Annotated in this window: 12 protein-coding genes and 1 pseudogene; 12 read left to right on the top strand and 1 reads right to left on the bottom strand. The window is 58.2% G+C overall.

The window, feature by feature from the left end:
• Nucleotides 1-427: 427 nt before the first annotated feature.
• The 9 genes from NKK50_RS27405 to NKK50_RS27365 all read left to right on the top strand — a co-directional run bounded on the left by NKK50_RS27405 (nt 428) and on the right by NKK50_RS27365 (nt 9903).
• Nucleotides 428-1376 (top strand): IS630 family transposase gene (locus tag NKK50_RS27405; protein ID WP_352544184.1). Its coding sequence is split into 2 segments (ribosomal slippage): nt 428-771 and nt 770-1376, totalling 951 coding nucleotides; the frame shifts between segments, so codons are not numbered across the junction.
• 528 nt (nt 1377-1904) lie between these two features.
• Nucleotides 1905-2627, top strand: a complete 723-nt coding sequence (locus NKK50_RS27400; RefSeq protein WP_023772729.1) for a helix-turn-helix transcriptional regulator — start codon at nt 1905-1907, stop codon at nt 2625-2627.
• Nucleotides 2628-2708: 81 nt separating this feature from the next.
• Complete coding sequence (locus NKK50_RS27395; protein ID WP_352544182.1) at nt 2709-3260, top strand: hypothetical protein; 552 nt, start codon at nt 2709-2711, stop codon at nt 3258-3260.
• Between the two features lie 175 nt (nt 3261-3435).
• Nucleotides 3436-4788 carry a tyrosinase family protein gene (locus NKK50_RS27390; RefSeq protein WP_352544181.1) on the top strand — a complete coding sequence of 451 codons (1353 nt, stop codon included), beginning with the start codon at nt 3436-3438 and terminating at the stop codon, nt 4786-4788.
• A gap of 188 nt (nt 4789-4976) precedes the next feature.
• Nucleotides 4977-5390, top strand: coding sequence for a hypothetical protein (locus tag NKK50_RS27385; protein ID WP_245275558.1), 414 nt, complete (start codon nt 4977-4979; stop codon nt 5388-5390).
• A 244-nt stretch (nt 5391-5634) separates the two neighbouring features.
• A complete protein-coding gene (locus NKK50_RS27380; RefSeq protein WP_352544180.1) occupies nt 5635-5937 on the top strand; it encodes a hypothetical protein in 303 nt (100 codons plus the stop codon).
• 283 nt (nt 5938-6220) lie between these two features.
• Complete coding sequence (locus NKK50_RS27375; protein WP_023772735.1) at nt 6221-6892, top strand: acyl-homoserine-lactone synthase; 672 nt, start codon at nt 6221-6223, stop codon at nt 6890-6892.
• 501 nt (nt 6893-7393) lie between these two features.
• Entirely contained in the window at nt 7394-9499 is a 2106-nt protein-coding gene (locus NKK50_RS27370) for a multicopper oxidase family protein (protein ID WP_352544179.1), read from the top strand.
• Between the two features lie 29 nt (nt 9500-9528).
• The gene (locus NKK50_RS27365) at nt 9529-9903 is read left to right on the top strand and encodes a cupredoxin domain-containing protein (protein WP_352544178.1); all 375 of its coding nucleotides are present in this window, start codon (nt 9529-9531) and stop codon (nt 9901-9903) included.
• Nucleotides 9904-10360: 457 nt separating this feature from the next.
• Here the strand turns inward: NKK50_RS27365 and NKK50_RS27360 are convergent, their stop codons facing one another.
• Entirely contained in the window at nt 10361-11578 is a 1218-nt protein-coding gene (locus NKK50_RS27360) for a hypothetical protein (RefSeq protein WP_352544177.1), read from the bottom strand.
• A 154-nt stretch (nt 11579-11732) separates the two neighbouring features.
• On the opposite strand from NKK50_RS27360, the gene NKK50_RS27355 reads away from it, so the two are divergent.
• The 3 genes and pseudogenes from NKK50_RS27355 to NKK50_RS27345 form a co-directional block, all read left to right on the top strand.
• Complete coding sequence (locus NKK50_RS27355; protein WP_352544176.1) at nt 11733-12158, top strand: hypothetical protein; 426 nt, start codon at nt 11733-11735, stop codon at nt 12156-12158.
• Nucleotides 12159-12644: 486 nt separating this feature from the next.
• Nucleotides 12645-13502 carry a tyrosine-type recombinase/integrase gene (locus tag NKK50_RS27350; RefSeq protein ID WP_352544175.1) on the top strand — a complete coding sequence of 286 codons (858 nt, stop codon included), beginning with the start codon at nt 12645-12647 and terminating at the stop codon, nt 13500-13502.
• Between the two features lie 3 nt (nt 13503-13505).
• Nucleotides 13506-14184: pseudogene (locus NKK50_RS27345) on the top strand (IS91 family transposase); the annotation flags it as partial.
• Nucleotides 14185-14295 lie beyond the last annotated feature (111 nt).

Raw genomic sequence — 14295 nt, 5'->3', positions numbered from 1 at the left:
GAGAGGCTCGCGCGTGAAATCGGCCCCGACGCGCGGCATCGCGGTGACGACGCTAATAGCTCTTCCGGTATACTGTGGGGCTATTCCGGCTACTTGCCCCGTCCATCGTCAGCGGCGGAAGCTGCTATTGGACGAGCCGCGCCTTGCTGAATTTAGGTCGTTGTTGCACCCGGGCTACAGCCCCGTTAGCCGGATATCAGCTATGAGGCATATGCGTGGGGTTCCTGGTTCAGGCGGAGCATCCAGGAAGGGACGCACGGCAGTTTGAGGGAAAGGTAGCCCGTCGACCTTGGTCGGCGGGCTTTTTTTGCGCGGCCCCGGTCGCGAACTGACTTAGAGCATAATCTGACCTGATGGAATCGCGAGGGATTCCCATCGGGGAGAATATCTGATTCATCATGTCGGCTGGGTATGGAGGCCAGCAGGCATGGTTAGAGCCATATCGGAGGATTTGCGTTCGCGAGTGATCGCAGCGGTTGAGAGTGGCCTGTCGCGGCGGGCTGCGGCGGATCGTTTCGGTGTTGCCGCGGCAAGCGCGGTCCGCTGGGTCCGCGAATGGCGAGAGAGCGGCGCGACGCGGGCAAAGCCCCAAGGCGGAGACAAGCGCTCCCAGCGGATCGAAGCCTACCGGGATACGATCCTGGCGGTGATCGAAGGTCAGGACGACATCACACTGGTCGAGTTGGCTGAATTTCTCAGGGCGGAGCATGCGGTCGTGTTCGCGCCGAGCACGATCTGGCGCTTTCTCGACCGTCACTCGATGACCTTCAAAAAAAACAGCGCACGCCAGCGAGCAGGATCGGCCCGACGTGCTCGCGCGGCGACGCGCCTGGTTCAAGGCCCAGCCTGATCTCGATCCCGAACGGTTGGTCTTTATCGACGAGACCGGCGCATCGACGAAGATGGCTCGCCTGCGTGGACGGGCAAAGCGGGGCATGCGGTGCCGATCTCCGATCCCGCACGGGCACTGGAAAACGACTACTTTTACAGGCGCATTGCGCCTGACGGGCATGACTGCGCCGATGGTCCTCGACGGACCGATGACGGGTGAATGGTTCGCCGCTTATGCCGAGCATGTATTGGCGCCTACGCTTCGAGTTGGTGACATCGTCATCCTCGACAACCTGCCCGCTCACAAAGTCGCCGCCGCCCGCCAAGCGATCGAAGCGGCCGGCGCGCGAATGCTCTTCCTACCGCCTTACAGCCCCGACTTTAACCCGATCGAGAATGCCTTCTCCAAGCTGAAGTCGATCCTCAGGAAAGCCGCCGCACGCAAGATCCCCGAGCTTTGGGACGCAATCCGCGACGCCTTGCCACGCTTCACCGCCGAGGAGTGCTCAAACTACTTCTGCGCCGCAGGATACGAGCCTGAGTGATCAGATTCTGACTCTAGTACCCAAGAGCAGCTGTCAGGTGCTGACGCCTCCTCGCCGAGGATGTCTTGGGAGCACTAGTGACGGGCTGACAAGGATTAGCTTTGACCTGCTTGAAGGACGTGAACATCTTCCAGCTGATCCCTGGCCGGGGACGGGCAAGCGGATTGATCGACGAATGCTTTTGTTGGCCTGCGACGTGCGAGACAACACTGACATGTGGCGCGAAGCAGTTATTCCGCTTACGCCGATGTAGATGCGCCATCGTTCAAGTCGCGCATAGCAAGCATCTGCTCGGAAGTCCAAAATGACCCAACGCCTTCCGAAGGCCCGAAAAAGTTGTCGCTCGCTCATACTACCGCAAGACTCGGCCAAAAGTGCCGCCGAACGACCAGATCGCCGAGCACTTATGAGAAACGATCAACGCCTCTACTATTAAACGATTAAAGTGTTGCGAGGAAAACGCGCGTGAATGATAGTATGTTCGCGTCAACTAAATTAGTTGGCTGCGTGGATTACGCGGTGGGAGTGATGATCGATTCGGATGTATTCGAATTCGTCGAGCGTTGCAGAGCGCACACGGCACCTGGCCCCCTCCTGGATGACGTGCTCCAAACAGTGCGAAATCTCGGATTCGAGCACCTCATTCTCAGTGGTGTTCCGCTTGGCGGACAGAAGCTCGCGCCGATGGTCGAACTCAATGGGTGGCCCGAAGGCTGGTTCAAACGCTACGTAGAAGCTGAACATGCGGCAGTTGATGGGGTTTGCATCTATTCGGCAAAGACACTGAAGCCATTTCTGTGGGCCGACGTGCCGGCAAAGTGGTCCGACACGAAAGGCTCACGACGTGTTGCAGGTGAGGCCACTGAGTTTGGCATATCGAGTGGTTTTGCGGTGCCCATGCTAAGCGTGCACCACTGGCAATCAGTCCTGTCGTTTGCGTCCTCAGCAAAGGTCTGCACTCTCTCTCCGCGCGAGGAGGTGCAACTGGTCACAATGGCGGTCTACGCGGGTATGGCGATCCAGGCATTGTCGCACGGCGATGAGGTCGAGGAAGGGCTGCTCACCGAGCGCGAGAAGGAAGTGCTCTTGTGGGCCGCTGCTGGTAAGACATCATCCGAAACATCGCAAATTCTGGGTCTGGCGGAGCGCACCGTTAAGTGGCACGCGACACGTGCACGCGAAGCTTTCGGCGTCGCAACGACCACCCAAGCTATCGTTGAGGCAGTGCGCAGGCGCATGATCCATCCCTAATTTGCGTCAACTGTCCCATCGGACAGGTGACGCAGTCCCGGTCAGCTGCAAATAATCGTGAGACCAGCCGGGGGACACGCAATGATCGCCGCTTACCTTGTCGACCCTAGTGCCTGGCGCGGCAGTTCACCCCGCATTGCATTTTGGCGCTTGATGTTGGCGATTTGCATGAGCGTGGGTATTGGAATTGGCACGCTAGCTGCAGCGCCGAATACGCCTCAGGAAATCACGGGCAAGTGGACGTACCGAAGCTTCCATAACAACAAGAATCTCGTAACGGACAACGACCAGACCGCTCTCGGTCTGTTCTTTGCGGAAGCTACTTTTACGTTTGATGTTTCTGCCGACAACACACTCAAGGGAACGATCGACTGGAATGGCGGTGGCTTGGATCTCCATGGAAGCGTCCAACCAGCTGCATCCGGCGCTCCCTTGACGGTTCAAATCGTAGGAATAGGGCGGCCTGGTACCGGCACTCAGGACTGGGAGTACGACTACTTCGGATATTTGGCGCGCTCGTGGCCACAAGGCGTCGGACAGGTGCCTGCATTGGTCGGGAGCGTCATAAGGGCCAAACCGCACAACGGAGCACCTGCCGGTTATGTAGCATCGTTCATAGCGGTCCAACAGTGAAGGCTGACCGGCACGAATTCATGAGATCCATTGCAATCAAATCATAGGGGGTCACACGATGCTCACTCGTCGCAGTTTTCTAGCGGTCACGACAGTTGGTTTGGCGGCGCCGGCAATTCTCAGTTATCGACCAGCTTGGTCAGCAGCGGCGCGCGTCCGCCGAAATGCATCCACCATGGCCCCGATCGACCCATTTTTTTCCGATTATGCGCAAGCTGTCGAGGCTATGCATCAGCTGCCGGTGAGCGACCAACGCAACTGGCGAAATCAGGCGCTGATCCACATACGCCACTGCACGCATGGCGTTTCCGACTTCACGCACTGGCATCGATGGTATGTTTCGTACTTTGAGCAGATTTGTTCAAAGCTGATCGGCAAGCCTGATTTTGCCTTGGCCTACTGGGACTGGGAGGAGAGCAAGAGCAAAGTTCCAGATCCCTTCTTCGACCTTCCGAAACTCAATGTGGTCCAATGGAACGACCAATCGAACGAGCAGTCTGACAATTGGGGGCCGGGTAGGGTTACGACTATCGGTGCGCGGGGAATCGCCCGAGCTCAAACCATGACGTCGATCCCGCAATTCGCCAACTCGTTTCTGAAAACGACTCTGGACAGTATTCGCGGCCAACCCGATTTCGAAATATTCACAGGCCTGCTCGAGGGGCAACCGCACGGCAACGCCCATGTCGCCGTGGGATCTCTGCACGGGGCGAGGGGCCATATGGGCAGCGGGATGTCTTCGCTTGACCCCATATTTTGGCTCCACCATTGCAATATCGATCGCATTTGGGCCGAGTGGCAGGCTAACGGAAACACATCTGACGATCCTAAGAACACATATCCCGACAGCTTCTATGACGCGGATGGCAAGTCTGTCGGCAGTAAAACATCGACAGGCGCGCTATCGCTAGGATCGTTCGACTACATCTACGATACAATCGAGCCGACGGTCATCGGACAAATTTCCGAGAAGCTCGATCTGCAAAAATTCGACGCTGGCGGCAACTCGATGATGGCGAAGCTAAATTTGACCACCCCTGCCTCCATAGGATCAGGTGCCTCGCCAGGCCCTGCGCTACCAAACATCGAAAGGGCAGTCGATGTGAAGGTGACCGATTTGGTGCAAGCCCTTTCAGAAGTACGCGTGTTTCTTGCGCCGGAAACATCTTTAAAGGCAATCGAGCCGAGCCGCATCGTTGCGCGTTTAGAGGGCGTTGAGACTCCTCAAAACACCGATATTGCAGTTGGCGTATTCGTGAATTGCCCTTATCTCACGCCCGAGACGCCTTCCGACGACAAACTCTGTGCGGGAGTGTTTAGCTTCTTTGGGCCCGGGGGACCGCATGGGCATCACGGCGGCCCAAGGAATGTCTACATCGACTTGACTGACGCCTTGCGGAGTGTCGCGTCGCAAGGTCGTCTGGCGGGGAACGGGTTCAAAGTCCAGTTAATGGCTGTTCCTGTCGCCGAGGGCGTTCCCGCGGACACTCGTATCCCCTTTAAGGGCGTTACGATCCTGTCGGCCTGATTTCAGCCCGAATCGTGGGGCGTATGAAGGTCATGCTACTGCGGTCGAAATGCCCAGATGTCTTGCATCCTTGGGTTAGTTGTCGCGCCTTGGGAATGATGGTGCTGATATCATCTGCAGCCTTGGTCGCGGGCGTTCGTTCAGACCTGGCTTGCCCGCTTAAGGGTCAGGTGGTTTCTGAGACTACTGTGGATGGCGTTGATCTCTTGGGACCGAACATCGCAAGCGCCCGCCGCGCCGTTGTAATTCCGCTAAGAGAGGTCGGGGCAAAAGTCCTGACGTCGGGAGTAATCACGATAAAGGTGAGCCTGCGGCCACTTAGGGTCGATCCAGAAGAGCAATTGCTGCTCCAGGTGCAACTGACCGACAAGACGCTTGACAATGCTCCTATTGCAACGGATGCGGTTTTGCCGGACGCAGCTGGGTCGGCATTCTTCAAACCCCTGAGCGTGGGCGAAAAAAAAGAGGTGTTTCTCTCATTGCCAGCTTGGGAATCTCCGAATCCGCCGAAAGCTGCCATTGTTGGAATTGTTTTGTCGACTGATAAATCCGCCCCAATCAATTCGGCAATCGAGATTCTTGCCGTCGACATTCTAAGCTGAGCTTCTGGTGCCACGACGATGGCATCGACACGCCGGCTAGGATGCTGGCTCAGGTCCCAATTTTGTCCTCGCAGTTGTCAGGGCGCTTGGCCACCAAGGGCCACGGGCGCAGATTGAGTCAACTGTCCGATCGGACAGGTGACTCATATTAGCTGGGCTGCAAGTATCTAACGGGCGATGGGCCGAATTGCCCGCCCGCGGCAAGCGCTGCTAGAATAAATGACAATCGTATCAGGAGGGCGAGATGAAACGGGGCCTCTTCACTTCTTGTACCGCAGTGTCAATGGGCATCGCATTCGCCGCCGCAGCGCAGCAAGTGACCGTCACAGGATGTGCGGAAGCGGGCGTTGAAAACGGATGCATTGTGATGAAGGACGGCGACAAACTCTACAACATCACACGTGCAACACCAAAACCAACGGCCAACACATACGGCACGGTAACGGGCACTGCCAGTGGCGGTATCGATTTGTGTCAACAGGGAACCCTGCTCACGGCGGCGCAGTGGAAGCCCGACGCGAGCAAGGTGTGTGGGAATACGCAGTAGCGTAGATGTCCACACGCTTTTTAGGATCTGCCAGGGCATGCCCGAGTTGGAATTCGGCCATCTGAGCAGGCAGAACCTTATCGCTTTCGATTGTCCGAGAGCGTCGGTGCGGGCGCCGGCGCTAAGGCTAACAATTGACGTGTTGGTCGCCCTGGAAGGGGAGTTTTGAGGAGGTCGGTGACGTCAAATGTCATCCGGCGCGCCGTCAACTGTCCGATCGGACAGGTGACGTATCTTAGAGGGACTGCAACTATCTCCGCAAGATCGACCAAGGGAGGGCGCCATGATAGCGGCTCATGTCGTAAACGCCCAAAACAAGCATCTCTACGAGAACGAGTTCGACGAGTTTTTACGCCGGCGGCACGATTTTTTCGTGCATCAGAAGTGCTGGCGCCCTCCCAGCCCTGACGGACGTGAACGAGACCAATTTGATACCGACGCAGCGACCTATCTGCTTGGTCTCGAAGACGGTCGCGTGGTGACATCGGCTCGATTGATCCCAACGAGCGAGCCGCACATGGTCTCGGAGGTTTTTCCTCATATGTGCGAGAAGTTCGGCGTCCCCCGGCGACCGGACTGGGCCGAATGGACTCGGACTTTCGTTGTCCCCGACAAACGCTCTACAGGCCTGCGCGGCACGCTAACGCAGCTGTGCTGCGCGGTGATGGAATACGCACTTGACGAGGGTTTGAGTGCCGTCGGCGGTGTCCAGGAAACGTACTTCATGCCTCATCACGGGGCCCTCAAATGGCGGGCAGACCCCATGGGCATGGCAAAGGAGGAGAACGGTGAGTGGTACATCGTCGCGTATATCGACGTGAACGAAGCTGCGCTGGCGAGTGTCCGCAAAATCCTGGGTTGTGACCACTCGCTGATCGTTCGACGAGGGATCCAGATGCCCTTCATAAGCGATACGGCATTCTCGAAGCCCAAGCATCGGCAAATGTGCGAATGACCACGAGCAGATGGAGAAGAAGCTATGTCGCGTGTCTATTCTGTCGATGAGGTGCACGTTGAAGGCCTCATGGTAATCCCCGACAACCCACCGGCCATCTCCGTATCTGCCAGGGGGTGGGTGCCGACAAGTGGATGGTCGCATCCTGACCTTGCCCCTTGGATGTACATCGTCCCCCCGACAGACGGTATTCTCGATCTCGACTTTGTTGCCAGTCCGCCGACCGGGCTCGCCCTCCAAGTATTCACGCGGATTGGTGTCACGAAGGCGTTTCCTGTTCCGGCTTGGGTGGTTGGCGTTCGCGTTCACAGCTCCACAAACTCGGTTGAGGATAAAATCGGCGGTGCCGCTGCGCCGAGTAAAGAGGCAATCGCTGGCGAAGGTATGCCCCTTCCTTGGCCATTCCCTTGGTGGGCGCCCAAAAGTGTGCGCCGCTAGGACGCCGAGGCTTACCGAAACATTTGTCCAGTTGCGGCCCAATGTCCTTGTTCGTGAGGTAAGATGGCGCGCCCGGTTGGTATCCGTTTTTTGACGGCCTACGCATTTACCGCTTTCGTCGGGACGGCCGGCCTTATCACCGCCGCGAAGACAGCTGATGGGGCGGAAGCCGGTCCGCTGATGCAGCCGCAAATTTGCTCGGCGATCACCACCCGGGGATCCCAACTCAATTTGCCATTCTGCCGGATAGCACCCTCGGGACCGGGCAGCGTTCATTCCGACTTGACTGTGGCTTTAACGGCGACGACATCGCCGGTTCAGGTCGGCGGGTATAGAGTGGAAACCGAGAACTACAACGGGACCTATCTCCCGCCGATCCTGGAGCTCAATGCCGGCGATACTTTAAGAGTTCGCCTCCTGGACGCTCTTGAAGCGGCATCCCAGGCTGGTGGGATGATGCATGACATGCAGATGGAGCAAGCTACCAATCTTCACACGCACGGGCTGATAGTGTCCCCCAACAATGCCGCCGACCCCACGCATGGAAATGGCGACAACGTGTTCGTCTCATTGAGACGAGGCGAGTGGCTCGACTACAGTATTAAGATACCAACTGCTCTGCCCGCGAGTATTCTTGACGGCACTGCCGGCACCATACCGCACCCCGGCGGACTTTATTGGTATCATTCTCATATCCATGGCCTCTCGGCGATGCAGGTCGCGGGGGGAATGTCGGGCGTCATGTCGATTGGCCCAAGCGACGCCAACGTGGTGGCGCGTGACGCAGACCCGATACGGGAGGGCAAACTAACCAGTGACCTTCGAGCGGTGACGGATACTTCGTACCTGATGCTCCGGGACATCCGGCTGAACACTTCGGTGGATCCAAGCGATGCCTCAGACGACGCCCCGGCACAATGGGTTCGCACCGAAGACCATAATCACTGCGCTCCATCGCGGAGCGATCAACCCCTCCCTGCGACAACTGATCGCAAAGGTTTTTGTCGGAGCCCGAAGGATGCAAACGATATTTGGCTGTTCACTGTAAACGGACAGCGGTATCCAACAATTGATATTGGTGCAGGCCATAATGGCCTATGGCGCATCGCGAATCTGAGCGCCGACGTAACCTACGACCTTCGGATCGTCTCAGCGGCAGATGGAAGTCTATTGCCGTTCGATTTGCTGAGCGTGGACGGCGTGGTTCCGGGGAAACCTTTGTTGCGAAACGCACCGGTTTCGGAAAACAAAGCGGTCCAGTTGTCGACCCTCACCCTTATGCCGGCCGCTCGCGCAGAGATTTACGTTCGCAACGATGCCCAATCGGCCGGCTCACGAACCTATTTCCTGAGGACGGGTCCAGTCAGCACCGGATCAGATCCACAGAGCGACGGTGACAATTGGCCCGAGATCCAGCTGGCCAAAGTGATCCTGGAAGCCTCTCCGAAGATCGTCGGAGAACGCGTTGCGGTCGACCGGAACTTGCCTTTCGCCGACCCGGACAATCGTCACCTATTTGTGACTTTAGAGACCGCGCCGGCTCCGGCATTTCCAACAGGATGCGTCCGCGATATCGACCGGAGCATGCGTGAGCACCGGCGTGTGATGTTTGCGGGAGGTCTAACCCCGGGCACCTGGCGCGTGCAGACTGATCTTATGCATCCGCCCCAGCCTGCGGGAACCTACCCGCTTCAGCAGTTCGCAGCAGACAAGACGGTGCGAATTGGTCCGGTTGGTTTCGACGCCTATTTAGATTCTGCCGGAGAGGTTGACTGGAGCGGCGCGGACGGGCGACCCAAACATGCCTGTGTGCAGCTGTCCAACGGTCACGGACAACTTTGGGAACTCAAGAATCCAACAACCGAACTGCACAACTTCCATATTCATCAGATGAAGTTCCGGCTGGCAATCAACGCCGATTTGATTGCCAACGGGATTGACCCCGAGACCTATGTTGCCCCGGTCAACGCACAATTGGTTTCCATTCGCAACGAAGACAGACAGGGCGCAATTACTTGGCATGATACCCTGCCTATTCCTGCAAACGGAAGTGTATTTGTCGTCATGAATTTCGACGCCCAGGAACAAATCGGTAAATTCGTTTATCACTGCCATATCCTTAAACATGAGGACGCGGGCCTCATGGCGCCATTCGAGGTGGTCCCCTAACGATCAATATCCAGAAAGGAAGCGCTACCATGTCAGCTAAAATCGATCGCCGCTTGGCTTTGCAAATTGGTGCTTTGGCATTGAGTGCCGCTGCATTTGGCGAAAAACGAGCTTTTGCCGACGGAAAAGTTACTCAAATCAAAGTCGTAAAGAGTGCCGACGGCTCAATGGGTTTTGACCCCAAAGAGGTGACAATCACCGCAGGAGACACCATGGAGTGGTCAAACGAAACGACCTTTGAGCACACGGTGACGCCGGACGCGGATTCTACCGGAAAGTTCGAGGGGACAGACTCTCTAAAACCAAAACAAAAGTATTCGACGACCATTAAGGCGTCAGCCGACCCTATTCACTACCACTGTGATTTTCATCCGACGATGAAGGGGATGATAATAGTCAAATGAAGGCGCAGGGCTCTGAGCCGCAGCCGCACAAACGATCGTGCCGCGGGGGGCGTACCCGAGCGCCGATGCCTTGGCGATGGACTGACCAGCCTGTTTCGAGCTGATCGCGCCGAGCGGTCTGGGTTGTGCTGATGGTCGATCCCCCGACTTCTCTTCCGCGGCTCTGCCTGCGCCGGCCAAGACGGCCGTCGAGATTGCATTATCCAAACCGCTGCAGCGCATAGGTCCGTGTCTCCAAAAATCAGCCGCGATGCGCGTTCTGTTGTCGGGAGAGAGTGGGCGCCCGCAATACACACAGGTGCGATTTCGACGCGATGCCGGTAGTTGGGGAGGCGACTCTATCAAACGCGACTGAGTGATCATCGCCTCCCTGTGTGCGCCAAGCGCAGACCACGTTCGCTCCCTCGCTGACAGCGAAGCCAAGGCCCCTTGGCTCTCCGTGACCCGTCGACCAGCTCTACCCTCCAATCAGGGTGTAAACATTCTGGGTCGGAAGGTCTTTCGACGAACTCTGCAGATTTTGGATATCTGTCAGCAGTTGGAGCACCCGACTTGAACCGTCTATGTTGCCTGCGGGGTCGCGGGCAATGCCATAGGCCTGCCCTTTGTACCAAACGTTGAGCAGATTGCCGACGCTATAACCTTTTCCCAGCTTGAAGACCGTGTACGAAGGTCCGCTGGTATGGGGGATGTCATATGCGTTCCCGATCCCCCACTCATTCCTGACGAGGGCGCCCAGATACAGAATGGCTCCCTCCAGCGATCTGGTTCGTAGCCGAACCTTGTCTCCTGATTTTTTCGTGGCTATTTCCTTCGAGGAAGCTCCGCAATAGTCACCCGGGCTCAGCTTGACCGTTATTCCAAGGCCTCGCAACGGAATTTCGGGTGCATGTTTGCGGAAGCAGAACCGATAGCCGGCGTCATGTTTGACCAGCCGAACACGGCTTCCGTCTGCCTCGTATCCAGGTGCGCCTGCCGGCTGCGCAATCTGTGCAGCTTGCACTTGGGCGCTGCCCGCGACCGATCGGGAGGTGTCGATGCCGACGGGCGTCGTGTCGCTGACTTTCTCGCCCTCCAGCTTGTATTTCGCCAGAATGTTGATGACGGAATAGTACTCCTGCCAATCGTCGCTGGAGTTGGGGTCATTAGCAACCAAAGTGGTCTCGCCGTTCTGCGTGATTTCGATGCCCGAGGTGAAGATGTTGAGCAATATCCGCGCATCGTAGCCCTCGCTGAGATATGCCAGTATGAGTTGCTGCGGAATTGGTTTTTGAATGCCTTGATAGAATTCCTGGCTGCTCAGATTTGCGACAGCAAACGTGTTCGCCGCGGATGTTCCAGCCAGGAATGAGCCCGTGATGGTTTGAAGTGGAAGAGTGCCTGTCCCGCCCCGAAACGGAAACGGCACACCGGTCGTGATTGAACCATTTACCTGGGCGGTACCCTGCGTCGACTGCAGCTCAGTAAACTGCAAGGGTTCAGCGTAAGCAGCCCGCACAACATTGGTCAGTATGCTGTTGCTCTTGGCTTCAGAGGCCTGCTGGTTGAAAGTGTTCGCCCGCGAGCTGACCGTGTCGACCACCGCACATCCAGAGGCCAATAATAGACCGAATAGTGCCACAGTTGGCGCTACTGCAGAAAACGAGAAGTTGGAATCCGGAATACCCTTGGTCATCGTCCCCTCCCTAGTTGACACTTGACTGCCGCGAGTATCAAGTGAAGTCGGTCGGGGTTCAAGCTGACTGCAGACGCATAACCTATGTTTATTTTGGGTCAGGCAATCGAATCTGGCGATTGATCTCTTTTCGGCAACATCGGGGATGGTGTCTATGGTTGCGCAGGCTAAGTTTTCCGCTAAGTCGATGTTTGAAGAGCTTGATAAAGGCCCACAATATGTCTTGACCGGTATGGTCAAACGTCACGCAACCGACAGTACTCGCTTGCTGTTCTCAGAGGTCGGTGGCTGCCAACACTGGACCGAAATCGATGAGAAACTGATTTCCCGCTTTGAGAACCATGGGCTGGCGACCTGTGGCGACCACCGTCACCCAATCGTAACCTTGCATCTTGTGCACCCGAATAATCCAGAGGCCAAGGTCTACGCCCGAGCGCAGGCTCAGACAGCCGCCTTTTCAACGCGGGCGCTAGACGCAATACCAAGCGGCGATACCGGTCCCGAAACAGACTGCTACTACGACCGCAAATCCCACATGTGGCGGAAGATCAGTGATAACACGCCATGCCCTAGACGTTGAACCTGATCGGCGGCCAGCTGTTCAACTGGCGCCGTATCTGCAGACACCCGGCTTGGTTCTTGACAGGTTGTCGGTCCGTTACGTGCTCGGATGCTATACCGCCGTGCAGACATCCAAGCCGGTTGACCTACTGCCCTTTCTCGATCAAGCCATGCCGCGGTAACCCCCAAGTGGGAAAGACTGCACGGCTGCGGCTCGGGTTGCAGGCCCCGGCGGATAATATAGTTTTTATCTCAAAAGGTTACGAGGAATTTCACCGAGGTTGGTTCAAGAGGCCGGGTGCCTTTTGTGTGCGGCGGAATGACAGCTTTGCGCCTCATGCACGAACCCGCTGCGCGGGAGGGCCGCCTCCTTCTGAGATGGCGTGCATGTCATAGACCTTGAGCGGGTAGAGGCGTCGATCTGACCATGGAGTTCCCTTCAACGAGAGGAACTCGCCATGGCTACCCCATCGACCGATGCACCTATAGCCCGCTTCGCCAGCGCATGCAGCACGACATGCTCATGCGGGGCCTGGGCTCGCATACCCAGCAGGATTACGTTCGTCACGTCCGGCGCTTCGCCGCGTTCCTCGGCCGCTCGCCCGAGGCGGCGTCGTCTGAGGACATCCGCCGCTTCCAGCTTCATCAGCATGAGAGCGGCGCCGGGCCTGCGACCATCAACGGCGCGGTCTCGGCATTGCGGTTCCTGTTCCTGGTGACGCTGAAGCGGCGGGATCTGGCGCATGCGCTGGTGGTCATGCGGTATCAGCGCAAGCTTCCCGACGTGCTGAGCGTGGAGGAAGCGGCGCGGCTGCTCGAAGCCGCACCTGGCATCAAGTACAAGGCCGCGCTCGGCGTCGCCTATGGCGCGGGCCTGCGCGTATCCGAGGTCGCGCATCTCAAGGTGGACGATGTCGATAGCACGCGCATGCTGCTCCGCGTCGAGCAGGGCAAGGGCCGCAGGGACCGCAACGCGATGCTCTCGCCGCAGCTTCTGGAGCTGCTGCGGCTGTGGTGGCGCGAAGGCAGGCGGCGCGGGGTGATGCTTCCGCATGGCTGGCTGTTCCCGGGCCGCAGTTGCACGGCGCCGATCTCGTCGCGGCAACTGCACCGCGCCGTCCAGGAGGCGGCCGAAGTCGCCGGCATCCGCAAGCGCGTCAGTCCGCACACGCTGCGCCACAGCTTCGCCACCCACCTGCTCGAGCAGGATGTCGACATCCGCGTCATCCAGCTGCTGCTCGGGCATAGCAAGCTCGATACGACCGCGCTCTACACCAAGGTCTCGACCCGGACGATCCATGCGGACGCAGGGCCGCTCGATCGGTTGATGGCGCTGATGGAAGGCAAGACGCCGTCCGGTTGAGCCGTGCGCGCCTCGATCGAGGTCGCCGATATCTTCCGTGCTGCCGGCCCCGCCTATCGGGTCGCCCATGCAGGTCACCTGAGCCTCATCCAGCTCAAGGTGATGTCGGCGATCGAGCATTGCCGCACCGCGGCGCTCGGCGGTCACGTCGAGGCCTGCGAGGACTGCGGCCAATGGCGGATCGCCTATAACTCCTGCCGCAACCGGCACTGTCCCAGATGAGGGCGCGGCGGCGCGGACATGGCTCGCCGAGCGCGAGGCCGATCTGCTGCCGGTCGGCTACTTCCATGTCGTGTTCACGCTGCCCGCCGAGGTCGCCGACATCGCGTTCCAGAACAAGGCGCTCGTCTACGACCTGCTGTTCAAGGCAGCATCGGAGACGATGCTGACGATCGCGGCGGATCCGAAGCATCTCGGCGCGCGCATCGGCATCACCGCCGTGCTCCATACCTGGGGCTCGGCGCTGACCCACCATCCGCACGTGCACATGATCGTGCCGGGCGGCGGCATCGCGCCTGACGGAAGCCGGTGGATATCGTCACGGCCGGCTTTCCTTCTTCCGGTGCGCGTTCTCGGCAAGCTGTTCCGACGGCTGTTCCTGACCCGGCTGGTCGCTCTGCACGACGCCGGTCGGCTCGGCTTCTTCGGCACACTTGCTCATCTCGATGACCGCCGAGCATTCCTGCGATAGGTAGTGTGCTGAGAGTTCTGCAAATTCGCTGAGAGGGGGCGGTCATGGCAGGCTGGTGATTGTTCACGTCACTGATTCCCGCGAAGGAACGCCGCCATGACC

Origin of the sequence: Mesorhizobium sp. M0001, assembly GCF_040324255.1 — a bacterium.
Classification (GTDB): Bacteria; Pseudomonadota; Alphaproteobacteria; order Rhizobiales; family Rhizobiaceae; genus Mesorhizobium.
The sequence above is the reverse complement of the archived record's forward strand: the minus strand, read 5'-3'. Positions and strand labels throughout refer to the sequence as shown.